Raw genomic sequence first — 21,333 nt, 5'->3', positions numbered from 1 at the left:
ACGACATTCACGGTGCAGCAGGCGGCGCGACCTTCTCCCGGGAGGACGGCCTGCCCCGCGTACCGCTGCCCACGCTGGAGGACAGCTGCGAGCGCTTCCTCACCTGGTGCGCGCCGCTGCTGACCGCGGAGGAACGGGCGGCCACCGAGGACGAGATCGCCGCCTTCCTCCGGCCCGACGGCCCCGGCCCGGTACTGCAGGCGGCGCTGCGGGAGTACGACTCCACCGAAGGCGTACACAGCTGGCTCGACACCTTCTGGCCGTACCGCTACCTGGGCCGGCGGGACCGGATCGCCCTCAACGCCAACTTCTTCTTCCTCTTCCAGGACTCCGGCGGGACCCAGACCGAGCGGGCCGCCGGACTCATCGCCGGAGCCCTCAACTACAAGCGCCTGCTCGACCGGGAGCTCATCGAGCCCGTGGTGCTGCGCGGAGCACCGCAGTCCATGGCGCAGCTCACGTACCTGTTCTCCACGACGCGTATCCCCGGCCTCGAGCAGGACACCGTCCGCGCCCCCTACAGCGACCGCATGCCGGGCCCGTCCACGGCACGGCACGTCGTGGTGTTCTTCCGCGGCGGGATGTTCCGCATGGACGTGCTCGGCGACGACGGCGTCCCGTACGGCCTGGACGACCTCGAAGCGGGTCTGCGGGCCGTGATGAAGGCGGGCGCCGAACCGGCCGCCGCAGACACCTCGGTGGGCCATCTCACCACCATGGCCCGCGCCGAGTGGGCGTCCGCCCGGCAGACCCTCATCGCCCGCCACCCGCGCAACGCGGATGCGCTGGAGGACATCGAGACCGCACTGTTCTGCGTCTGCCTCGAGGACTTCGCCCCCACCGGGATCCAGGACGCCTGCGACGAACTGCTCTACGGCGACCGCGGCAACCGCTGGTTCGACAAGGCCGTGTCCTTCGTGGTGTTCGCCGACGGCCGCGCCGGCATCAACGTCGAGCACTGCGAGCTGGACGGGACCACCATCCTCAACTTCACCGACGCCCTGCTCTCCACCCCGGCCGAGGAGCACTCCCGGCAGTCCGGAGCACGCTCACGGGGACTGCCCGACGTGGAACCGGTGGTGTTCGAGCTGGACGACGCGCTCCGGGCCCAGGTGCGCTCCGCCGCCGAGGCGTTCGCCGCGTACGGACGGGCCACGGCCACCACCACGGTGTCGTTCGACGGCTTCGGCAGCGACGCGATCAAGGCGCTCGGGGTCTCTCCCGACGCTTTCGTCCAGGCCGCCTACCAGCTCGCCCATCAGCGAGCCAAGGGGCTCATCGGCGCCACGTACGAGTCCATCGCGACCCGCCAGTACCGGAACGGGCGCACCGAGGCGATGCGCGTCGTCACACCGGAGATGCTGGAGTTCGTACGGGTGATGGAGGACCCGGAAGCCGACGCGGACACCCGCCGCGGCGCGTTCCGGGCCGCCGCCGCGCGGCATGTGGCGCGTGCGAAGGAGTGCCAGGCCGGCCAGGCTCCCGAACAGCACCTGTGGGAGCTGGAGTTGATCCAGCGGCGGCGCGGCAGGGAGCTGGGCGTGACCGACCAGCCCGCGCTCTACCGGACACCGGGCTGGCTGACCATGCGGGACGACTATCTGAGCACGAGCTCGGCGCCGTCCCACAACATCCAGTACTTCGGCTTCGGGTCCACCAGCAGCCGGTGCATCGGGGTGGCCTATGTGCTGCTGCCCGAGAGGTTCAACCTCTATCTGAGCACGCCGCTGAAGGTCGCCGACCAGATGCGGGCCTTCGCGGGCCGGCTGGAAGAGGCGGTGGCGGAGCTGCGCGAGCTGCTGGCAGCCGGGCGGCCGGGGGACTGATCCGGGAGCCCCGGATGAAGCGGGAGGGCCACCGCTTGGGCGGTGGCCCTCCCGCCCTGACTCACCCGGCCCCGGGCGCGAGTAGCTCGAGGGCCTGACCCCACCGGAAGGCCTCCCGCCCGCCGGTGTCATCCGGCTGGTGGGGGACGTGGTCACCCAGCAGGACACCCATCGCGCGCAGCCTGTCCAGGCTGTGGCGGTACGCGGGATGGGCGGCCTGCGCCGCGTTCACGAACGGCAGCACGGCGATGGGGACGCCGAGTCCGTACGCCTCGCAGAGGATGCCCAGGGCGAGCGTGTCGGATATCCCGGCCGCCCACTTGTTGATCGTGTTGAACGTCGCCGGAGCCACCGCGATCAGGTCCGGCGGCGGCAGCGGACGCGGCTCACCGGGCAGACGCCACGCGGAACGGATCGGATAGCCGGTCTGCGTCTGGACCGCCGCCGTGTCGATGAAGCCCAGGCCCTGCGGGGTCGCGACGACGCCGACGTCCCACTCCCGCTCCTGCGCCGCCGTGATCAGCTTTCCGACATCACCGGCGATGCCCGCCGCACACACGACGACGTACAGGAACGGCTTCTTCGGCTGCTCACTCATGGGGAACCCCCGTCTGCGGCTGGACTGGTGCGGCCCCGGAAGCGTACGTGGGCGGCCTGCACGCCAAGGCCGGCGTCGCCCGCTCGGCGGGGTGAGGCCGTCGGCCCCACAGAAACGGCCGCCGGCCGCGCCTTCCGGGGAGGGAAGGCGCGGCCGACGGCCAACAGACGGCCCAGGCGAGCGGAAGACCGCTCTGACCTGCGGCGTCTTTAGATGTCGAAGTAGAGCTCGAACTCGTGCGGGTGCGGACGCAGCTGGATCGGGGCGATCTCGTTCGTCCGCTTGTAGTCGATCCACGTCTCGATCAGGTCGGCCGTGAAGACGCCGCCCGCCTGCAGGTACTCGTTGTCCTCCTCGAGGGCTTCGAGGACCGCGGGGAGGGAGGTCGGGACCTGCGGGACGCCCGCGTGCTCCTCGGGGGCGAGCTCGTAGAGGTCCTTGTCGATCGGCTCGGCCGGCTCGATCTTGTTCTTGACGCCGTCCAGACCGGCCAGCAGCAGGGCCGAGAACGCCAGGTACGGGTTCGACGACGGGTCCGGGGCGCGGAACTCGACGCGCTTGGCCTTCGGGTTGGAGCCCGTGATCGGGATACGCATCGCGGCCGAGCGGTTGCGCTGCGAGTACACCAGGTTGACCGGCGCCTCGAAGCCCGGGACCAGGCGGTGGTACGAGTTCACCGTCGGGTTGGTGAAGGCCAGCAGCGACGGGGCGTGCTTCAGGATGCCGCCGATGTAGTAGCGGGCGGTGTCCGAGAGGCCCGCGTAACCCTGCTCGTCGTAGAAGAGCGGGGAGCCGCCCTGCCACAGCGACTGGTGGACGTGCATGCCGGAGCCGTTGTCACCGAAGATCGGCTTGGGCATGAAGGTCGCGGTCTTGCCGTTGCGCCAGGCGACGTTCTTCACGATGTACTTGAAGAGCATCAGGTCGTCGGCCGCGGCGAGCAGCGTGTTGAACTTGTAGTTGATCTCGGCCTGGCCGGCGGTGCCGACCTCGTGGTGCTGGCGCTCGACCTGGAGACCGGACTTCTCCAGCTCCAGGGAGATCTCGGCGCGCAGGTCGGCGAAGTGGTCGACCGGCGGGGCCGGGAAGTAACCGCCCTTGTAGCGGACCTTGTAGCCGCGGTTGTCCTCGAGCGCGCCCGTGTTCCAGGCACCGGCCTCGGAGTCGATGTGGTAGAAGCCCTCGTTCGCCGAGGTGGCGAAGCGGACCGAGTCGAAGACGTAGAACTCGGCCTCGGGACCGAAGTACGCCGTGTCCGCGATCCCGGTGGAGGCGAGGTAGGCCTCGGCCTTCTTCGCGATGTTCCGCGGGTCACGGCTGTACTGCTCGCCGGTGATCGGGTCGTGGATGAAGAAGTTGATGTTCAGGGTCTTGTCACGGCGGAACGGGTCCAGGCGGGCGGTCGAGAGGTCCGCGCGCAGCGCCATGTCGGACTCGTGGATCGCCTGGAAGCCGCGGATCGACGAGCCGTCGAAGGCGAGCTCATCGGACGGGTCGAACGCCGTGGCCGGGATGGTGAAGTGCTGCATCACGCCCGGAAGGTCGCAGAACCGGACGTCGATCATCTTTACGTCGTTGTCCGCGATGTACTTCTTGGCGTCGTCGGCGTTCTGGAACATCCAACTCCTCCTACTCCCGGCCCGGGGGGACGGGGTTGTCACTCGGTCGTGCGGCCAGTGCGGTGGCACACGCTGCACACGACCCTAGGCAGACGGGATTTCTCCAGCATGACTCATTTGTTTCGCGGACGTTAACCGGACCGGTGGCGAGCCGCGATCGCGGACACGATCGCGCACACCCGGCGCACGGTGATCGAAAACGCGCACAGTACCGTGGGCGGGTGGACAACAGGCAAGCAATCGGTTCGTGGCTCTCCGGCCCCCGCGCGGCGGCCGAGGACATGGGAGCCGAGTTCGGCTACCGGGGCCAGCGGCTCGGACTGCCGCCGGAGGGTCCGGGCGCGATCGCGCCGCTGGGACGCCGCTTCGGTGCGCTGTTCATCGACTGGGCGCTGTGCATGCTCATCGCATACGGGCTGCTCGCGGACGGCAGCCGGCAGGCCGCCGGCAACTGGACGCTGCTGATCTTCCTCGCGCTGAGCGTGCTCACCGTCGGCACCGTCGGCAGCACGCCCGGCAAGCGGATCCTGGGCCTTCGCGTGATCGCCGCCGACGGCGGACGCCTCGGCCTGGGCCGCGTCGTCCTGCGCAGCGTCCTGCTGGGCCTCGCGATCCCGGCGCTGGTGTGGGACCGCGACGGGCGGGGCCTGCACGACCGCTTCTCCGGCGCGGTGCAGGTGCGGATCTAAGTAGCGGGGTTGGGCGCCCGGGGTGTCCGTCCTCAATCGGCGGACGGCCTTGGGGTGTGGCCGGTGCCGCGGCGTGCCCCGGTGTGTCCGTCCTCAAGCGCCGGACGGGCTGGGGTGTGGGGCTTGCCCGGGGCGTTAGTCGGTGAGGTTGGGGGCCTCTGCGGGGCTCGTATGCGACGACGGCATGATTTACGTCGCGCCCACCCGGACCAAGAGGGCACCGATGTCGTTGCGCGACACAAATCACGCTTTAGTGTCTCTGCATACGACCCCTCCGAGTCCCCCTGTCCCGAGCACCGTAGGCGCCCCGGGGCGAGGCGATACGGGTTGGCTCGGGCTGCATTTGATGCCCCCCGAGGGTGACCGGGCCCCGTCTGCGGGACAGGGGCCGTGGAGGGGTCGTGTCCGGGACACTAGAGCGTGATTTGTGGCGCGCAACCCGAGCGGTGCCATGACGGCAGGGGCAAGGCGCGCCGTAAATCATGCCGTCCAGGACGCGAGCCCCGGAACGGCACCGGACCTCATCGACACAACACCGGGCACGCCCACACGCCCCAGCCAGTCCGGCGTTTGAGGACGGACACCCCGGGCGCCCAACCCGGTAGGCGGCAACACCGCAGGGGTACCCCAGGACGCGCCGAGGGCCCCGGCGCTGCCAGGGCCCTCACCGTTCGTACGCGCGCCGCTCGGCGTCAGCGCGCCTTGCCGCCGCGCGGCATCCGCATGCCCTTGGGCATCGGCCCCTTCGGCAGCGGCATGTTGCTCATCAGGTCGCCCATCGCGCGCAGCCGGTCGTTCGTCTGCGTCACCTGCGGCCCGCTCAGCACCCGCGGGAGCTTGGCCATCGTGGTCCGCAGCTTCTTGAGCGGCACCTGGCCCTCCCCGTTGCCGACCATGATGTCGTGCACGGGCGCGTCCACCGCGACGCGGGCCATCTTCTTCTTCTCGGCCGCCAGCAGCGTCTTCACCCGGTTCGGGTTGCCCTCGGCGACCAGCACGATGCCGGCCTTGCCGACGGCCCGGTGGACGACGTCCTGGCTGCGGTTCATCGCGACCGCGGGGGTCGTGGTCCAGCCGCGGCCGATGTTCTGGAGTACCGCGGCCGCCGCGCCCGGCTGTCCTTCCATCTGCCCGAAGGCCGCGCGCTCGGCGCGGCGTCCGAAGACGATCGCCATGGCGAGGAAGGCCAGCAGGAAGCCCAGGAGGCCGAGATAGTACGGGTGATCGATCAAGAAGCCGATCGCGAGAAGGACACCGAAGGTGACGATTCCCACAGCCGCGACGATGAGTCCGACCCTTGGGTCGGCTCGCCGGGTCATCTTGTACGTCAGAGCGATCTGCTTGAGTCGCCCGGGGTTCGCAGAGGCAGCAGTCTCTGCCTGTTCCTTCCTCGCCATGCTCTGAAGTTTACGTGCCTAGGAGGAGCGGGTCAGCGCGGCCTCCAGCACATGCTCGGTCTCGACCCGGTCCTTCGCGCGGCGCCGGTCCTCGAGCACCGCGGTCCAGGCGTTGCGGCGGGCCGTGCGCTGGCCCCCGCTCAGGAGTACGGATTCCACGGCACGAAGGGCCTGGGTGAGGGACGGGAAGGCGTTGGCGCGTACGGAGGTCGCGGCCTGCATGGTGGAAGTCTCCTCGGGGGCGAGGTAGCGGTGAGTGGGCGCGTGCGTGCGGTACGTGAAATCCAGGGTCAATGATTGGTGTTACCAGGGTGTGACTGAGGGGTCAAACACCGATGAAACCTTTACTCCCAACCTCCGAACGCCAACGCGGCCCGTACGCGCCCCCGACCTGCGGGGAGCGTACGGGCCGCGCCGATCCGGCCACTACTGGCCGGTAATATCTTGTGCGGGAATTCACACGGCCTGGGAGGCCGGGATCTCCCCGTCCTGCTGCGCAGCGGCCGACCGGCGCTGCTCCATCGCCTGCTGGAAGAGCCTGCCGGCCCGGTACGAGGAGCGGACCAGGGGGCCCGACATCACACCGGAGAAGCCGATCTCCTCGGCCTCCTCCTTCAGCTCCACGAACTCCTCGGGCTTCACCCAGCGCTCCACCGGGTGGTGCCTGACCGAGGGCCGCAGGTACTGCGTGATCGTGATCAGCTCGCAGCCCGCGTCGTACAGGTGCTGCAACGCCTCGCTGACCTCCTCGCGGGTCTCGCCCATGCCGAGGATCAGGTTGGACTTGGTGACCAGTCCGGCCGCGCGGGCCTCCGTGATCACCTTGAGCGAGCGCTCGTAGCGGAAGCCGGGGCGGATGCGCTTGAAGATCCGCGGCACCGTCTCGACGTTGTGCGCGAGCACCTCGGGGCGGGACGAGAAGACCTCGGCCAGCTGGTCCGGCTCGGCGTTGAAGTCGGGGATCAGGAGTTCGACCTTGGTGCGACCGGCCTCGCGGTCCGCCGTCAGGGCGTGGATCTGGCGGACGGTCTCCGCGTAGAGCCAGGCGCCGCCGTCCTCCAGGTCGTCGCGTGCGACACCGGTGATGGTCGCGTAGTTCAGGTCCATCGTGACCACGGACTCACCGACGCGGCGCGGCTCGTCACGGTCGAGCGCCTGCGGCTTGCCGGTGTCGATCTGGCAGAAGTCACAGCGCCGGGTGCACTGGTCGCCGCCGATGAGGAAGGTCGCCTCGCGGTCCTCCCAGCACTCGAAGATGTTCGGACAGCCGGCCTCCTGGCACACCGTGTGCAGGCCCTCGCTCTTCACCAGCTTCTGCAGCTGGTTGTACTCGGGGCCCATTTTCGCCCGGGTCTTGATCCACTCGGGCTTGCGCTCGATGGGGGTCTGGCTGTTCCGGACCTCCAGACGCAGCATCTTGCGTCCGTCGGGTGCGACAGCGGACACGACCGGCTCCCTACACTTCGATTCCTCGGCGACCACCAGGGTACGCCCGATGTTTTGATGCCCCTACGCCCGGCCAACCTCTGGCCATGGGCGGGCATTCCCCATGCCGCTCATACCGCTCACCCGGCGGGCACCGGGTCCTGACCGGTCGCGTGCTCGACGGAGCGCGGCTGCAGCTCCGCGTTCTGCAATACCTCACGCAGATGCTTTTCGGCCACCGGCAGCACCTCGGCGATGGTCACGTCCCGGTCCAGCTCGCCGGCGAGCGAGGCGACGCCCGCGTCCCGGATGCCGCACGGCACGATCCGGTCGAACCAGGTGTTGTCCGGGTTCACGTTGAGTGCGAAGCCGTGCATCGTCACGCCCTTGGCGACCCGGATGCCGATGGCGGCGAGCTTGCGGTCCTCCCGGCGCTGGCCGGCGTTGGACGGGGCGTACTCGGGGCCGCTGAGGCGCGGGTCGAACTCCTCGTCGTGCAGCCGCGGGTCGAAGTCGAGCGACAGTCCTCCGGTCGCCGGGCGCTGCGCCGTGTCCCGGCCGCGCTGCTCCACCGGGTCGCCCAGCACCCAGACGCCGCTGCGGCCCTCGATCCGGGTGGTCTCCACGCCGAACTCGGCGCAGGTGCGGATCAGCGCCTCCTCGAGCCGCCGCACATGGGCGACGACGTCCACCGGGCGCGGCAGTTGCATGATCGGGTAGCCGACGAGCTGACCGGGGCCGTGCCAGGTGATCTTGCCACCGCGGTCGACGTCGATGACGGGGGTGCCGTCCAGGGGGCGCTCACTGTCCTCCGTGCGCCGCCCCGCCGTGTAGACGGGAGGGTGCTCCAGCATCAGACAGGTGTCGGGGATCTCACCGGCGAACCGGGCCGCGTGCACCCGGCGCTGCTCGTCCCATGCCGTCTGGTACTCCACGGCGTCCTCGCCGAAGCCCAGACGGACAAATCGCAGCTCGCTCACCGTAGTGCCTCCCTCACGCTTTCACAGTGCACCCATCGCGCCCGGCCACTGTACGACTCACGTCGCACCGTCAGCGCTGTCCTCAATCCTCACACGATCGGATGAATGCGGGGGCAAGGCGCCTGACGGGTCGGTCAGTCCCGCTAAATTCGCGCCGTTCCTCCCGCAGGGCTTCTCCCCCAGAGCTGCCTCCTGGGGGAGTACCCCCATGGGCTGCACACCGGGGCCCGGAAGGCAGGAGACCGCACAGCTGATGACGGAACGACCCCCGCAGCGCACCCCCAACCGCCAGCTCGCCGCACTCATCGCAGAGGCCGGTTTCTCCAACGCGGGTCTCGCCCGCCGGGTGGACCAGCTCGGCTTGGAACACGGTCTGGACCTGCGGTACGACAAGACCTCGGTGACCCGGTGGCTGCGCGGGCAGCAGCCGCGCGGCACGACCCCCGCCCTGATCGCCGAGGTCTTCACCCGCCGACTGGGGCGGCGGCTGTCCGCGCAGGACCTGGGGCTGGACGCCTGTGCGCCGGTGTACGCGGGGCTGGAGTTCGCGGCGACCCCCGAGGAGGCCGTGGACATCGTCAGCGGGCTGTGGCGCAAGGACTCGGGCAGTCATGCCGAACTGCGGAAGATCGCCTTCACCCCCGCGGGACTCGTCGTGCCGAGCCGGGACTGGCTGATCGGCCGGGCCGACGAGAGCGTCGGCCGGCCGGATCCGGCGGCCGCCCCGCCGCTGCCGGCGCGGGCGCCCGGCACGCAGGGCAGGGCACCCGTGCCGAGGCAGCGCGGCACCGACCGCGGCCCCGGCCAGCGGGTCACCTCGGGCGACATCGCGGCCCTGCGCTCGGTCGGCGAGCTGTTCCGGACGCTCGACCAGACGTACGGCGGCGGGCACGCCCGGCAGGCCCTGGTGCGCTATCTGGAGCACGAGGCCGAGCCGATGCTGCGCGGCAGCTACGGGGAGACCACGGGACGCAGACTGTTCGCCGCGGCCGCCGACCTGACCCGGCTCGCCGGATGGACGTCGTACGACATCGCCGCGCACGGCCTCGCCCAGCGGTACTTCGTGCAGGCGCTGCGGCTGGCCCAGGCGGCGGGGGACCGGGCCTACGGGGCGTACGTCCTGGTCACGATGGCCCGGCAGGCGGTCTATCTCGGCCATGGACGGGAAGCCGTCCAGCTCACCCGGGTCGCCCAGCAGGGCGTGGGCACCGGCGCTCCGCCCGTCGTCCAGGCGCTCCTGCACGCGGTGGAGGCCCGGAGCCACGGGGTGCTCGGCGAGGTCCGCTCCTGCACCTCGGCACTGGTACGGGCCGAACGGGCGCTCACGGCGGCACGCCCCGGCGACGAGGTACCGCACTGGGCGCGCTTCTTCGACGAGGCGCAGCTGGCGGACGAGTTCGGGCACTGCCACCGTGACCTCCAGCAGTACCGTGCCGCGGTCCAGCACGCCGAGCGCTCCCTGCAGCTGCGCGGGCCCGGCTTCGCCCGCAGCCGTCTGTTCTGCCGCGTGGTCCTCGCCACCGCGCGTCTCGGCCTCGGCGAGCTCGACCAGGCCTGCGTCCTCGGCGCGGAGGCCGCGCAGCAGGCGTCCGAGATGCGCTCGGCCCGCGCGACCGAGTACATCCGTGACTTCGAACGCCGTCTGGAACCGTTCCGGGACGCCGCCGCGGTACGCGGGTACCGCGACCGGGTGATGGCGATCGGCTGACGGCCTTCGATGTGACGGTCCATTGCCTGGCAGGGCGTCAGGACCCCTGAGGGGACTGCCCCCTGGCGGACACGCGCTCCCGGGCGACCGGTCCTCGAGTGGGAGTCGAGGCGCCCGGGCTTTCATGAGACGGAGCCGGAGCGGACAGGACCTATGCGGCGACCGAGTCGGGCGTCAGCGGACCGGCGGTGTATCCGGGCTGGATGCCGAAGTCGCGCAGGATCGCATGAGCGGCCCTGCGTCCGGAGAACAGGGCGCCCTGCACGGTGCTGGTGTCGCGGTGGTCCCCGCACACATAGAGACCGTCGAGCAGCCGTACCGCGCGCCGTGCGTCGTGCGGCGGAGGCATCGACGGCACCGCCTCGGGATCGTGGTGGACGGCGATCAGCTCCCAGTCGTCGGTGGGTGTGCCGTACAGGCTCGCGAGCTGGGAGCGGACACGGCGGTCCAGGTCCGCCGGCGGCCGGCCGAGGACGGTGGAGGTGACGAGCGCGCGGCCGTGCGGGGCACGTGACGGGTCCACCTCGCTCATCACCGCCGTGTGCGAGACGGGACCGGTGCGGTCGGCGTCCAGCAGCAGCGCCGCCTCGGCCGGCGGCGCGGGGGCGGTGTGGTGGACGACCGTCACGGAGTGGAACGCGGGTACGCGCAAGCCGGGCAGCAGGGCGGCGGCGGTGCGGGCGCCGGTCGCGAGCAGCAGCGAGCGGCAGCTGAGGGTGCCGTGCTCCTCGGTGAGCACACCGCTGATCGACGCGTCGGTGACGCGGACACCGGTGTGGACCGTCCCCGGGGGGAGGGTCGCGGCGAGCATTTCGGGCAGCGCGGCGGCGCCGCCCGCAGGGACGCACAGCCGGCCGCGGGCGAAGCCCCGCAGGGCGAGGTCCGCGACGCGGCTGGAGGTGACGAGTTCCGGGTCGCAGAGCAGAGCGGAGAGCAGAGGCCGCAGAAAGCCGTTGACCGTACGGGCGGAGAAGCCGCGGGCGTACAGGCCGTCCAGGGCGGCGAGTTCGGGTCGTGCGAGGAGACGGCGGGTCGGGGTCGTCGCGAGGCGGCCGAGCGCCGTGGCGAGGCGGGCCTGGTCCAGCGGGCTCCCGAGCGGGGTACGGGGGGCGCTCGCGAGGGCGCGCGCGGCGGTGAGCGCTCCCCCCACGCGCCGCGGGGCAGTGGGCGAGCCCCGAAGCGCGCTCCGTCGTACGCCCACCCTGTGCTGGCGGCCCTCGCTGTGCACCAGGACACTGGGCGCGAAGGTACGCAGCTCGAGCCCCGCAAGCCCCGGCGTGCGCCGGAGCTCCGGATATGCGGTGCTGAGCAGATGTCCGGTCCGGTCGAGCCGGAAGCCGTCGACCCGCTCGGTGGCCATCCGGCCCCCGACGCCCGGTGAGGCCTCCAGGACGGTGACGGTCACTCCCGCACTGGTCAGTTGATGGGCCGCCGTCAGGCCGGCGACACCGGCCCCGACAATGACGACGTCCGCGTGGCGTGCGCTGCTGAGCACGTGCCCCTCCCCGAGGTCGGCGCGGCTGGTGTGGGGCCTCATTCCCCCAACGGGCTCGCGCAATGCGGAAGTTCGGGAGGAGAGTAGAAACCCTGCGGACGGCGGGTCACCAGCGGCGCACATCGGTCGCCCGGCAGCACGCGCTCGCACATGTGTGCGCCTCCGGTGCTGCGCGACGGCCGCTGCCACATGGCAGGGCCGGGCGGTCCGGCGGGGTGCGCACAGCGGGGCGCCCGCACGCCGCGCGCGCCCGCGCCGGGCGTGCGGGGGAGGCCGCGAAGGGCGCAGGACCGGCCGGGACCGGTTGCACCGGCACCGCCCTCACCCGGCCCGACCGCCCTGGCCGGTTCCGGGCGGTCCCGGCCGGAACCGGCGGGTCCCGGCCGGTCAGCGCAGAGCCGCGCGGATGGCCTCGTCGATCGACGGGGCCGAGAAGCCGAATCCCGACTCGATGAGCTTCCCCGGCAGCACGCGCTGGCTGGCCAGGACGTCCTCGGAGAACTCGCCCAGGGCGAGACGCAGCGCGAACGACGGGACGGTGAGAAGAGTGGGACGGCCCAGCACACGGCCCATCGCCTCGGTCACCTCGCGGTTGGTCAGCGGATTCGGGGCGGTCAGGTTCACCGGGCCGGAGAGGCCCTCCGTGTCGATGATGTGGCGGAGTGCGGCGACCTCGTCGTCGAGCGAGATGAAGCTCCAGTACTGACGGCCGCTGCCCAGCCGGCCGCCCAGACCCGCCCGGAAGACCGGGAAGAGCCGTCCCCACGCCCCGCCCTCACGCGCCACCACCAGACCCGTACGGGCGAAGGCGACCCGGATCCCCGCCTCCTGCGCCGGTGCCGCAGCGGCCTCCCACTCCTCGCAGACCGAGGACAGGAAGCCCGAACCGGGGGGCGCGCTCTCGTCGACGGCACGGTCGCCGGTGTCACCGTAGTAACCGATCGCGGAGCCGCAGACGAGCACCCGCGGCGGCGTCTCGAGCGAGGCCACGGCCTGGGCGATCGCGGCCGTGCCGAGCACCCGGCTGTCGCGGATCTCCTTCTTGTAGGCCTCCGTCCAGCGGTGCTCGCCCACCCCGGCCCCCGCAAGGTGCACGACCGCGTCGCAGCCGATCAGGCCCACCGCGTCGACCTCCTGGCGTACGGGATCCCATCGCACCTCGTCGGAAGAGCGCGGGGGCCGACGCACCAGATGGACCACCTCGTGCTCACCCCCGGCCGTCAGGGAGCGGACAAGTTCCGTGCCGATGAGCCCGGTCGAACCGGTGATCGCAATGCGCATGCGTCCCATCCTGCCCTCGTGACACAGTGCCGTCATGTCAACGTCCCCTGCGCCGTACCCGATACGCCCGGCCCACAGCGGTGACGACACCGCACTGCGCGAGCTGGACAGCGCCACCTGGTCCACCCTGCACTCCGTGCAGTCCCACCCGGCGCCGCAGGACGAACCCTTCTTCGGCCCCTCCAACCCGCCCGACTGCTATCTGGTCGCCGAGGCCGACGACGGGAGGCTCGCGGGCTATGTATGCATCCGCGTCCCCACCCGGCTCGCCTGTAACCAGCATGTACGCCAGATCCAGGGCCTCGCCGTGGCCGGCTGGGCGCGCGGCCACGGAGTGGGGAGGGCCCTGCTGCGAGCGGCAGCCGACGAGGCACGGCGGCTGGGTGCCGTCCGTATGACCCTGCGCGTACTCGGCCACAACACCCCGGCCCGCCGGCTGTACGCCTCCGAGGGCTACACCGTCGAGGGTGTGCTGCCCGGTGAGTTCTTCCTGGCCGGGCGCTACGTCGACGACGTGATGATGGGACGCACGCTCGGCCCCTGAGGAGCCGGCGACACACCGTCGCGCGTGGCCGCGGTCCGGGGCGCACCCGTGCCGGTCACGGTGCCCGTACCCGGCAAGGAAGCCCATCCGCCCGTCAGTTCGCGCAGACAGCGCACCGCGAGTGCGGCCGCGTGTGCCGCTTCTGCCTCCGCCGCCCGCGCGTCCGCCGCCCACATCTCCAGTGCGACGCGCATCGCCTCGGTGGCCGCCACCGCCGTGAGCCGGACCGACAGCGGGTCCGTCTCCCCGCCGGCCAGTGCGGCCAGCACCGGCACCAGACGCTCCTCCGACTCACGGTGCACCCGATACCAGACGGTCCGCAGCGCCGGGTCGTCCACCGCCGTCCGCAGCACGATCCGCGTCCAGCGCAGGCTCTCCCGTACGTCCTCGCCCTGCCCTGACAGCGCCTCGGCGACGGAACGCTCCAGAGCCTCGGGAAACGGCGTGCCCGCAGTGGTGGCGGACAGCAGCATCCGGTGGCGCTCCGCGCAGCCCGCCAGCAGGGGGGCCACGGCATCCTGCTTGCCGCGGTAGTAGCGGTAGAAGGTGCGCAGCGCGACCCCCGCGCGGTGCGCGATCTCCTCGGCCGTGGTGGCGTCCGGGCCGCGCTCGGCGAACAACACCGCGGCGGCACGCGCGATCTCCAGCTGGGTCGCGGCCTTGCGGCGCGCGGTCAGCGACAGCCGCCCGGACCGCTGCGGCGGCGGTGCATGGGTGCTCACCGGAGGCAGCGTACGCGCGGCACCCGGCCGCAGCCGTGAGGCGGCGCGCGGGCCGCCGGACAGTCGACGCGTCGGGCCGCCGTACGGCCCGGGGCCGCCGGCCTCCCGGACCGTCAGACTCCGAAGCGCTCCCACAGCGCCGGGAACCGCTCCGCCAGCGCCCGGTCGTCGTCGAAGTCGAACGGTGTGCCCTCCGGCTCCGCCGACTGCGACGGAATCCCCAGATCGGGTGCGACCGCTCCGGTGAGCTGCTCGTACGCCTCGTCCGCCGCGTACCCCAGCTCCTCACCGTCGCCGTCGATCTCCTCGTCGAAGTCCTCCAGGAGATTGGCGAGGGAGTCGGGATCGTGCACCCCGCCCTCGAAGACCTCCCGCCCCTGGCCGATCAGCCAGCACCGGAAGTAGTCGAAGGCGTCGTCGCTCGCTCCGCCGAGCAGCACCGCCGCCGCACCCCATACGTCCCAGCGGTAGGCGCGGTTGTAGCGCGACTCGAAGTGGCGGGCGAAGTCCAGCACGGAGTCGGGGTCGAGTTGCAGCAGCCGGTCGACGAGCGACTCGGCCTGGTCCTCGGGGTCGCCCTCGGCGGCCTCGCGGGTGCTGTCGATGATCTCCCAGAACTCCGTCTCGTCCATCACGGGACAAGCATCGGGGTTCGCGTGGAGCCGCGCACGTGGAGCCGCCGAAATGCTGCCTTTCGGGAATGCGGACAGAAGGTGTCGGATTTCCGTGGGACGGTCGCACCATGACCACCGACGGGGCACTGCAGGGAAAGATCGCGCTGGTGGCGGGCGCGACACGGGGCGCGGGCCGCGCCATCGCCGTACAGCTGGGAGCGGCCGGAGCGACGGTCTATGCGACCGGCCGCACGACGAGGGAACACCTCAGCGAGGTGGGACGGGCGACCGAGACCATCGAGGAGACCGCCGAACTGGTCACCGAGGCGGGCGGCGAGGGCATCGCCGTCCCCACGGACCATCTGGAGGTGGACCGGGTGCGGGCGCTGGTCGCCCGCATCGACCGCGAACAGGGGCGGCTGGACGTCCTCGTCAACGACCTCTGGGGCGGCGACCATCTGCTCGAGTGGAACCTGAAGATGTGGGACACCGACCTCGACAGCGGGCTGCGCATGCTCGAGCTCGGCGTGCGCAGCCACATCATCACCAGCAGCTGCGCCCTGCCGCTGCTGGTGCGCAGGCCGGGCGGGCTGCTCGTCGAGATCACCGACGGCACCCCCGAGTACAACCGGCGCTTCCGGGAGAACTTCTACTACGACCTCGCCAAGAACGCCCCGATCAGGATGGCCTTCACCCTCGGCGAGGACCTGAGGGACACCGGGTGCACCGCGGTCTGCGTCACCCCCGGATTCCTCCGTTCCGAGCAGATGCTGGACGCCTTCGGGGTCCGTGAGGAGAACTGGCGCGATGCCGTCGCCCAGCAGCCCCACTTCGCCGTGGCGGAGTCGCCGCTCTACGTGGGACGCGCCGTGGCCGCCGTCGCCGCCGACCCGGAGCGGGCGCGCTGGAACGGGAAGACGCTCTCCAGCGGGCAGCTCGCCAGGGAGTACGGCTTCACGGACGCCGACGGCAGCAGGCCGGACGCCTGGGGGTACTTCCTGGACGTCGTCCACGGCGGCAAGGACGCACCGGTTGACGACTACCGCTGAGCGCCGCCGGCGTCCCCGTCCCCGCCACCGCGGTAGCGGGCGTGCATCAGGGCCGCGGCCTGCGCGAACCGTTCACGGAGGTCCGCGGGCTCCAGCACTTCCGACTCGGCGCCGAGGGCGAGCAACTGGCTGAAGGCCACCACCTCCGACTCGACGGCCAGGGTGACGGTCACCCAGCCCTGCTCGTCCGCTGAGCCGGCGGCCTCCAGCGCTTCCAGGGCGGCGGCGCGATCGGTGACGTACGGGAGCCGGCGGGCACCGTCCGGCGAGAGACGTACGACGACCTCCGCGCGCAGGATCGAGCGGGCGAACTGGGCCGCGCGCTCCTCCCAGAACGCGGGCAGGTCGAAGGACCCGTCCCGGGCGAAGCGCTCGCCGGAGACGGACACGTCGGCGAACCGGTCGATGCGGTACACCCTGAACGACGTACCGGACGCGCCGGAGCCGCCGTCGGCACGGGCGCACAGGTACCAGGCCCCGGCCTTCAGCACGAGGCCGTACGGCTCCAGCCGCCGCTCGGCGTCCCGGTAGCGCGCGGTGACGACCCTGTCGGCCCACACCGCCTCGGCGACGGCCGGGAGGAGAGCGGGGGTACGAGGCTCCTGGTACCAGCCGGGTGCGTCCAGGTGGAACCGCTGCGCCGCCGAGCGGGAGGCGTCCTTCAGGGACGGCAGCAGCGCGGCGGACACCTTCAGCCGTGCCGCGGAGGCGGCGTCCTCCAGCCCCATCTCGCGGAGGGCTTCCGGCAGTCCGGACAGGAACAGGACCTCGGCCTCGCTCCTGGCCAGGCCCGTCAGCCGCGTCCGGTATCCGCCGATCAGCCGGTATCCGCCCGTCCGCCCCCGGTCCGCGTACACCGGAACACCTGCCTCCGAGAGCGCGAGCGCGTCGCGCGTGATGGTCCGCTCGGAGACCTCGAGCTCGTCGGCGAGCTCGGCCGCGGTCATGGAGGGCCGCGACTGGAGCAGCAGGACCATCTTGATGAGACGGGCAGCACGCATGCCGTCATTGTCGCGGGTGCGACGACGCCCCCGGCGCCCAGAGGGGCGGCGGGGGCGTGCGTGCGCGGTACGGGCGTCGCGGGCTCAGAGCCCGTAGCGCTCGCGGGCCTCCTTGACCGCGGAGGCCGGGACCTCGCCACGGCGGGCGAGCTGGGCCAGGGCGGCGGCCACGATCGACCGGGCGTCGACGCCGAAGTGCCGGCGGGCCGCGTCACGCGTGTCGGACAGACCGAAGCCGTCCGCGCCGAGCGAGGACCAGTCCTGCTCCACCCACTGCGCGATCTGGTCCGGGACCTGGCGCATGTAGTCGCTGACCGCGAGCACCGGGCCCTCGGCACCCTCGAGCGCCTGGCGGACGTACGGGATGCGCTCCTCGCCGCGCAGCAGCGCCGCGTCCGCCTCCAGCGCGTCGCGCCGCAGCTCGGTCCAGGAGGTCGCGGACCAGACGTCGGCCGTGACGTGCCAGTCGGCGGCGAGCAGCTTCTGCGCTTCCAGCGCCCAGTGGATCGCCGTACCGGAGGCGAGCAGCTGGATGCGCGGGTCGTCCGCGGCGCCCTCGCCCTCCTTGAAGCGGTACAGACCGCGGACGATGCCCTCGTCGACGCCCTCCGGCTTCGCGGGCTGCGGCATCGGCTCGTTGTAGACCGTCAGGTAGTAGAAGACGTCCGGGTCCTCGTCGGGCCGGGCCTCGCCGTACATCCGGCGCAGACCGTCCTTGACGATGGCCGCGACCTCGTACGCGAACGCCGGGTCGTACGTCAGCGCCGCCGGGTTCGTCGCCGCGATCACCGGCGAGTGGCCGTCCGCGTGCTGCAGACCCTCACCCGTCAGCGTCGTACGGCCGGCCGTCGCGCCGATCAGGAAGCCCTTGCCGAGCTGGTCGCCGAGCTGCCACATCTGGTCGGCGGTCCGCTGCCAGCCGAACATCGAGTAGAAGATGTAGAAGGGGATCATCGTCTCGCCGTGGGTGGCGTACGACGTCGAAGCGGCGATGAAGTCGGCCATCGAACCGGCCTCGGTGATGCCCTCGTTGAGGATCTGGCCGTTCTTCGCCTCGCGGTAGTACATCAGCTGGTCGCGGTCGACCGGCTCGTACGTCTGGCCCTTCGGCGAGTAGATGCCGAGCGACGGGAACAGCGACTCCATACCGAAGGTACGGGCCTCGTCGGGGACGATCGGGACCCAGCGCTTGCCGGTCTCCTTGTCCCGGATCAGGTCCTTGATCAGCCGGACGAACGCCATGGTCGTCGCCACGGACTGGCTGCCGGAGCCCTTGTCGAAGGCGGCGAAGGCCTTCTCCGCGGGAGCGGGCAGCGGGGCGACCGGGTGGACGCGGCGGGCCGGGGCCGGGCCGCCGAGTGCCGCGCGTCGCTCCTGCAGATAGCGGACCTCGGGGGAGTCCGCACCCGGGTGGCCGTAGGGCACCTGGCCGTCGGTGAAGTCGCTGTCCCTGACCGGCAGATCGAGCAGATCGCGCATCGACTTGAACTCGTCCACCGTCAGCTTCTTCATCTGGTGGTTGGCGTTCTTGGACGCGAAGCCCTCGCCGAGGGTGAAGCCCTTGACCGTCTGGGCCAGGATCACCGTCGGGGCGCCCTTGTGCTCCAGCGCGGCCTTGTACGCGGCGTACACCTTGCGCGGCTCGTGGCCACCGCGCGAGAGGTGGAAGCACTCGAGGATCTTGTCGTCGCTCAGCAGCTTCGCCATCTCGACGAGCGCCGGGTCCTTGCCGAAGAAGTCCTCGCGGATGTAGGCGGCGTCGCGGGTCTGGTACGTCTGGACCTGCGCGTCCGGCACCTCACGGAGTCGGCGGACCAGGGCGCCGGTGATGTCGAGCTGGAAGAGCTCGTCCCAGGCGTTGCCCCAGAGCGTCTTGATGACGTTCCAGCCCGCACCGCGGAACTGGGCCTCCAGCTCCTGCACGATCTTGAAGTTGGCGCGGACGGGACCGTCGAGGCGCTGCAGGTTGCAGTTGATGACGAAGGTCAGGTTGTCCAGGCCCTCACGGGCGGCGAGGGCGAGCGCCGCGGTCGACTCGGGCTCGTCCATCTCGCCGTCGCCGAGGAAGGCCCAGACGTGGGACGCGGAGACGTCCTTGATGCTGCGGTTGGTCAGATAGCGGTTGAAGCGCGCCTGGTAGATCGCCGAGAGCGGGCCGAGGCCCATCGACACGGTGGGGAACTCCCAGAGCCAGGGCAGGCGGCGGGGGTGCGGGTAGGACGGCAGACCGTTGCCGCCGGACTCCTGGCGGAAGTTGTCCAGGTGGGCCTCGGTGAGACGGCCGTCGAGGAAGGCACGGGCGTAGATACCGGGGGAGGCGTGGCCCTGGATGTAGAGCTGGTCGCCCGAACCGTCGGCCTCCTTCCCGCGGAAGAAGTGGTTGAAGCCGGTCTCGTAGAGCCAGGCGGCGGAGGCGAAGGTGGCGATGTGACCGCCGACGCCGTACTTGGCGCCGCGCGTCACCATCGCCGCCGCGTTCCACCGGTTCCAGGCGGTGATCCGGCGCTCCATCTCCTCGTCACCGGCCGGGGCGGGCTCGGCGGCGGTGGGGATGGTGTTGACGTGGTCCGTCTCCAGAAGCTTCGGCAGATCGAGCCCGGTGACACCCTCGGCGTGCTGGAGGGTACGGCGCATCAGGTACGCGGCGCGGTGCGGGCCGGCAGCCTTCGTGACGGCGTCGAGGGAGGCCGCCCATTCGGCGGTCTCCTCGGCGTCGCGATCCGGGAGCTGGTCGAGCTCGCTCGGAAGCATGCCTACGGGATCGGTCATGATCGCCGCCTTCCGGAGGGGGAGGGGGTGAGAAAGGGGCCTGTCTGGCAGGACGGGGCCGATGGACGGGTGAGTCCGGGGTCGACTGTAAGCCGCCGATCGATGATCGATCAAAGCTTGGCGTGAAAATTGTGCCCTGGGAGACGAAAGTCGGCACACGGTGCCGCGAAATGGGGCACGCGGTGCCGTGTTTTTGCTTGCGGGGCGGTGCCCCACGGCCCCGGGGGCGGCGGTGTTGCCGCGTTCCGGGTTGGCGCCCGGTGTGTCCGTCCTCAATCTCCCCCAGACTCCGTCCGGGGGGACCCCCAGACGGGCTTGGGGGTGTGGGGCTTGCCCGGGGCGTTGTCGGTGCCGTTGGGGGCCTCTGCGGGGCTCGTATGCGACGACGGCATGATTTACGTCGCGCCCACCCGGACCAAGAAGGCACCGCTGTCGTAGCGCGACACCATGGGGGTCCCCCCGGACGAAGTCTGGGGGAGCTTTAGTGTCTCTGCACACGACCCCTCCGAGTCCCCCTGTCCCGGGCACGGTAGGCGCCCCGGGGCGGGACTGGGCAGGCTGGCTCGGGCTGCATTTGATGCCCCCTGAGGGTGACCGGGGCCCGTCTGCGGGACAGGGGCCGTGGAGGGGTCGTGTCCGGGACACTAAAGCGTGATTTGTGGCGCGCAACCCGAGCGGTGCCATGACGGCAGGGGCAAGGCGCGCCGTAAATCATGCCGTCCAGGACGCGAGCCCCGGAACGGCACCGGACCTCATCGACACAACACCGGGCACGCCCACACGCCCCAGCCAGTCCGGCGCTTGAGGACGGACACACCGGGGCACGCCGCGGCACCGCCCACCTCGCAGAGGTACCCCCGCACCACCGCACCGCCAGCGGCCACCGCACCGCCAGCGGCCACCGCACCCCCGCGGAGCGCTACGCGCGGGGCGCGCAGCCCAGGACGTGCGCCTTCACCAGCGCTCCGATCTGCGGGTCGCGGCGACGGAACGCCGCGACCAGTTCCTCGTGCTCCTCCGCGTACGACTTCTGCTTCGTGCCGAGCCACCGGATCGACAGCGCCGTGAAGACCTCGATGCCCAGGCCCTCCCAGGTGTGCAGCAGCACCCCGTTCCCCGCCGCCTTCACGAGCTCCCGGTGGAACGCCACCGTGTGCCGCACCTGCGCCGTCCCGTCCGCGGTGCGGTCCGCCTCGTACAGCGCCGCCACATGCGGCTCCAGGGCCGAGCAGTCGGCGGCCAGCCGGTCCGCGGCCAGCTCGGCCGCGATCTGTTCCAGGCCCGCACGGACCGGGTAGCTCTCCTCGAGGTCCGCGGCGGTCAGATTCCGCACCCGTACGCCCTTGTTGGGGGCGGATTCGATCAGCCTCAGCGACTCCAGCTCGCGCAGTGCCTCGCGTACGGGCGTCTGGCTCACGGCCAGCTCCGTCGCGATGCGGCGCTCGACGATCCGCTCGCCCGGCTTCCACCGGCCGCTGACGATGCCCTCCACGATGTGCTCGCGGATCTGATCGCGAAGCGAGTGGACGACGGGGATGGTCATGGAGCGCTCCTTCAAGAAGAGAAGACCCCTAGACAATACGGCGGTGCCCCTACCCGGGAGTACTTCCGGGCAG

General features: G+C 71.4%; 17 protein-coding genes and 1 pseudogene. 5 read left to right on the top strand and 13 right to left on the bottom strand.

All coding sequences use genetic code 11. The annotated features are described in order from the left end of the window. Positions 1 to 5 precede the first annotated feature (5 nt). Positions 6 to 1,826, top strand: a complete 1,821-nt coding sequence (locus ACTWOL_RS10100; RefSeq protein WP_474301135.1) for a choline/carnitine O-acyltransferase — start codon at positions 6 to 8, stop codon at positions 1,824 to 1,826. A gap of 61 nt (positions 1,827 to 1,887) precedes the next feature. Here the strand turns inward: ACTWOL_RS10100 and ACTWOL_RS10095 are convergent, their stop codons facing one another. After that, positions 1,888 to 2,424, bottom strand: a complete 537-nt coding sequence (locus ACTWOL_RS10095) for a flavoprotein (protein ID WP_474296267.1) — start codon at positions 2,422 to 2,424, stop codon at positions 1,888 to 1,890. A gap of 209 nt (positions 2,425 to 2,633) precedes the next feature. Continuing rightward, a complete protein-coding gene (gene glnA, locus ACTWOL_RS10090; RefSeq protein ID WP_474296266.1) occupies positions 2,634 to 4,043 on the bottom strand; it encodes a type I glutamate--ammonia ligase in 1,410 nt (469 codons plus the stop codon). A 221-nt stretch (positions 4,044 to 4,264) separates the two neighbouring features. Here glnA and ACTWOL_RS10085 point away from each other — a divergent pair, with 221 nt between their 5' ends. After that, a complete protein-coding gene (locus ACTWOL_RS10085) occupies positions 4,265 to 4,732 on the top strand; it encodes an RDD family protein (protein ID WP_474296265.1) in 468 nt (155 codons plus the stop codon). 692 nt (positions 4,733 to 5,424) lie between these two features. Here ACTWOL_RS10085 and ACTWOL_RS10080 read toward each other — a convergent pair. From ACTWOL_RS10080 to lipB, 4 genes and pseudogenes are all read right to left on the bottom strand, one after another. Next, entirely contained in the window at positions 5,425 to 6,129 is a 705-nt protein-coding gene (locus tag ACTWOL_RS10080) for a DUF4191 domain-containing protein (protein ID WP_474296264.1), read from the bottom strand. A gap of 18 nt (positions 6,130 to 6,147) precedes the next feature. Further along, positions 6,148 to 6,423, bottom strand: a complete 276-nt coding sequence (locus tag ACTWOL_RS10075; RefSeq protein ID WP_474296263.1) for an SCO2195 family GlnR-regulated protein — start codon at positions 6,421 to 6,423, stop codon at positions 6,148 to 6,150. 162 nt (positions 6,424 to 6,585) lie between these two features. After that, on the bottom strand, positions 6,586 to 7,545 hold the full coding sequence (gene lipA / locus ACTWOL_RS10070; RefSeq protein ID WP_474301134.1) for a lipoyl synthase: 960 nt from the start codon (positions 7,543 to 7,545) through the stop codon (positions 6,586 to 6,588). Positions 7,546 to 7,775: 230 nt separating this feature from the next. Continuing rightward, a pseudogene (lipB, locus tag ACTWOL_RS10065) lies at positions 7,776 to 8,534 on the bottom strand (lipoyl(octanoyl) transferase LipB); the annotation flags it as partial. Positions 8,535 to 8,787: 253 nt separating this feature from the next. Between lipB and ACTWOL_RS10060 the strand changes: the two are divergent. After that, positions 8,788 to 10,242 (top strand): hypothetical protein, encoded by a 1,455-nt coding sequence (locus tag ACTWOL_RS10060; protein ID WP_474296262.1) that lies wholly within the window; start codon positions 8,788 to 8,790, stop codon positions 10,240 to 10,242. A 151-nt stretch (positions 10,243 to 10,393) separates the two neighbouring features. Here the strand turns inward: ACTWOL_RS10060 and ACTWOL_RS10055 are convergent, their stop codons facing one another. Further along, positions 10,394 to 11,779, bottom strand: coding sequence for an NAD(P)/FAD-dependent oxidoreductase (locus ACTWOL_RS10055; protein WP_474296261.1), 1,386 nt, complete (start codon positions 11,777 to 11,779; stop codon positions 10,394 to 10,396). A 345-nt stretch (positions 11,780 to 12,124) separates the two neighbouring features. Further along, positions 12,125 to 13,018 (bottom strand): TIGR01777 family oxidoreductase, encoded by an 894-nt coding sequence (locus ACTWOL_RS10050; RefSeq protein ID WP_474296260.1) that lies wholly within the window; start codon positions 13,016 to 13,018, stop codon positions 12,125 to 12,127. A 34-nt stretch (positions 13,019 to 13,052) separates the two neighbouring features. On the opposite strand from ACTWOL_RS10050, the gene ACTWOL_RS10045 reads away from it, so the two are divergent. After that, complete coding sequence (locus tag ACTWOL_RS10045) at positions 13,053 to 13,562, top strand: N-acetyltransferase family protein (protein ID WP_474296259.1); 510 nt, start codon at positions 13,053 to 13,055, stop codon at positions 13,560 to 13,562. Here the strand turns inward: ACTWOL_RS10045 and ACTWOL_RS10040 are convergent. Both ACTWOL_RS10040 and ACTWOL_RS10035 read right to left on the bottom strand, forming a co-directional pair. Beyond that, the gene (locus ACTWOL_RS10040; RefSeq protein WP_474296258.1) at positions 13,520 to 14,284 is read right to left on the bottom strand and encodes a TetR/AcrR family transcriptional regulator; all 765 of its coding nucleotides are present in this window, start codon (positions 14,282 to 14,284) and stop codon (positions 13,520 to 13,522) included. The two genes, ACTWOL_RS10045 and ACTWOL_RS10040, sit on opposite strands and share 43 nt — an antisense overlap. Before the next feature lie 113 nt (positions 14,285 to 14,397). Continuing rightward, positions 14,398 to 14,916, bottom strand: coding sequence for a DUF4240 domain-containing protein (locus ACTWOL_RS10035; RefSeq protein WP_474301133.1), 519 nt, complete (start codon positions 14,914 to 14,916; stop codon positions 14,398 to 14,400). A gap of 110 nt (positions 14,917 to 15,026) precedes the next feature. Between ACTWOL_RS10035 and ACTWOL_RS10030 the strand changes: the two genes are divergently transcribed. After that, the gene (locus tag ACTWOL_RS10030; RefSeq protein WP_474296257.1) at positions 15,027 to 15,947 is read left to right on the top strand and encodes an SDR family oxidoreductase; all 921 of its coding nucleotides are present in this window, start codon (positions 15,027 to 15,029) and stop codon (positions 15,945 to 15,947) included. On the opposite strand, the gene ACTWOL_RS10025 is transcribed toward ACTWOL_RS10030, so the two are convergent. The 3 genes from ACTWOL_RS10025 to ACTWOL_RS10015 all read right to left on the bottom strand — a co-directional run bounded on the left by ACTWOL_RS10025 (position 15,938) and on the right by ACTWOL_RS10015 (position 21,260). Beyond that, entirely contained in the window at positions 15,938 to 16,948 is a 1,011-nt protein-coding gene (locus ACTWOL_RS10025) for a helix-turn-helix transcriptional regulator (RefSeq protein WP_474296256.1), read from the bottom strand. The genes ACTWOL_RS10030 and ACTWOL_RS10025 overlap by 10 nt on opposite strands. 84 nt (positions 16,949 to 17,032) lie before the next feature. After that, entirely contained in the window at positions 17,033 to 19,717 is a 2,685-nt protein-coding gene (aceE, locus tag ACTWOL_RS10020) for a pyruvate dehydrogenase (acetyl-transferring), homodimeric type (protein WP_474296255.1), read from the bottom strand. Between the two features lie 919 nt (positions 19,718 to 20,636). Beyond that, on the bottom strand, positions 20,637 to 21,260 hold the full coding sequence (locus ACTWOL_RS10015; RefSeq protein ID WP_474296254.1) for a GntR family transcriptional regulator: 624 nt from the start codon (positions 21,258 to 21,260) through the stop codon (positions 20,637 to 20,639). Positions 21,261 to 21,333 lie beyond the last annotated feature (73 nt).

It is taken from the genome of Micromonospora sp. IBHARD003, assembly GCF_056106285.1.
Note: the sequence above shows the minus strand (reverse complement) of the source record. Positions and strands in the feature narration are given on the sequence as shown.

Coding starts and splice junctions, on each gene's coding strand:
- ACTWOL_RS10095 (WP_474296267.1), bottom strand. CDS start 2,424: ATGAGTGAGCAGCCGAAGAAGCCGTTCCTGTACGTCGTCGTGTGTGCG.
- glnA (WP_474296266.1), bottom strand. CDS start 4,043: ATGTTCCAGAACGCCGACGACGCCAAGAAGTACATCGCGGACAACGAC.
- ACTWOL_RS10080 (WP_474296264.1), bottom strand. CDS start 6,129: ATGGCGAGGAAGGAACAGGCAGAGACTGCTGCCTCTGCGAACCCCGGG.
- lipA (WP_474301134.1), bottom strand. CDS start 7,545: ATGCTGCGTCTGGAGGTCCGGAACAGCCAGACCCCCATCGAGCGCAAG.
- ACTWOL_RS10060 (WP_474296262.1), top strand. CDS start 8,788: ATGACGGAACGACCCCCGCAGCGCACCCCCAACCGCCAGCTCGCCGCA.
- ACTWOL_RS10055 (WP_474296261.1), bottom strand. CDS start 11,779: ATGAGGCCCCACACCAGCCGCGCCGACCTCGGGGAGGGGCACGTGCTC.
- ACTWOL_RS10050 (WP_474296260.1), bottom strand. CDS start 13,018: ATGCGCATTGCGATCACCGGTTCGACCGGGCTCATCGGCACGGAACTT.
- ACTWOL_RS10045 (WP_474296259.1), top strand. CDS start 13,053: ATGTCAACGTCCCCTGCGCCGTACCCGATACGCCCGGCCCACAGCGGT.
- ACTWOL_RS10035 (WP_474301133.1), bottom strand. CDS start 14,916: ATGGACGAGACGGAGTTCTGGGAGATCATCGACAGCACCCGCGAGGCC.
- ACTWOL_RS10030 (WP_474296257.1), top strand. CDS start 15,027: ATGACCACCGACGGGGCACTGCAGGGAAAGATCGCGCTGGTGGCGGGC.
- ACTWOL_RS10025 (WP_474296256.1), bottom strand. CDS start 16,948: ATGCGTGCTGCCCGTCTCATCAAGATGGTCCTGCTGCTCCAGTCGCGG.
- aceE (WP_474296255.1), bottom strand. CDS start 19,717: ATGACCGATCCCGTAGGCATGCTTCCGAGCGAGCTCGACCAGCTCCCG.
- ACTWOL_RS10015 (WP_474296254.1), bottom strand. CDS start 21,260: ATGACCATCCCCGTCGTCCACTCGCTTCGCGATCAGATCCGCGAGCAC.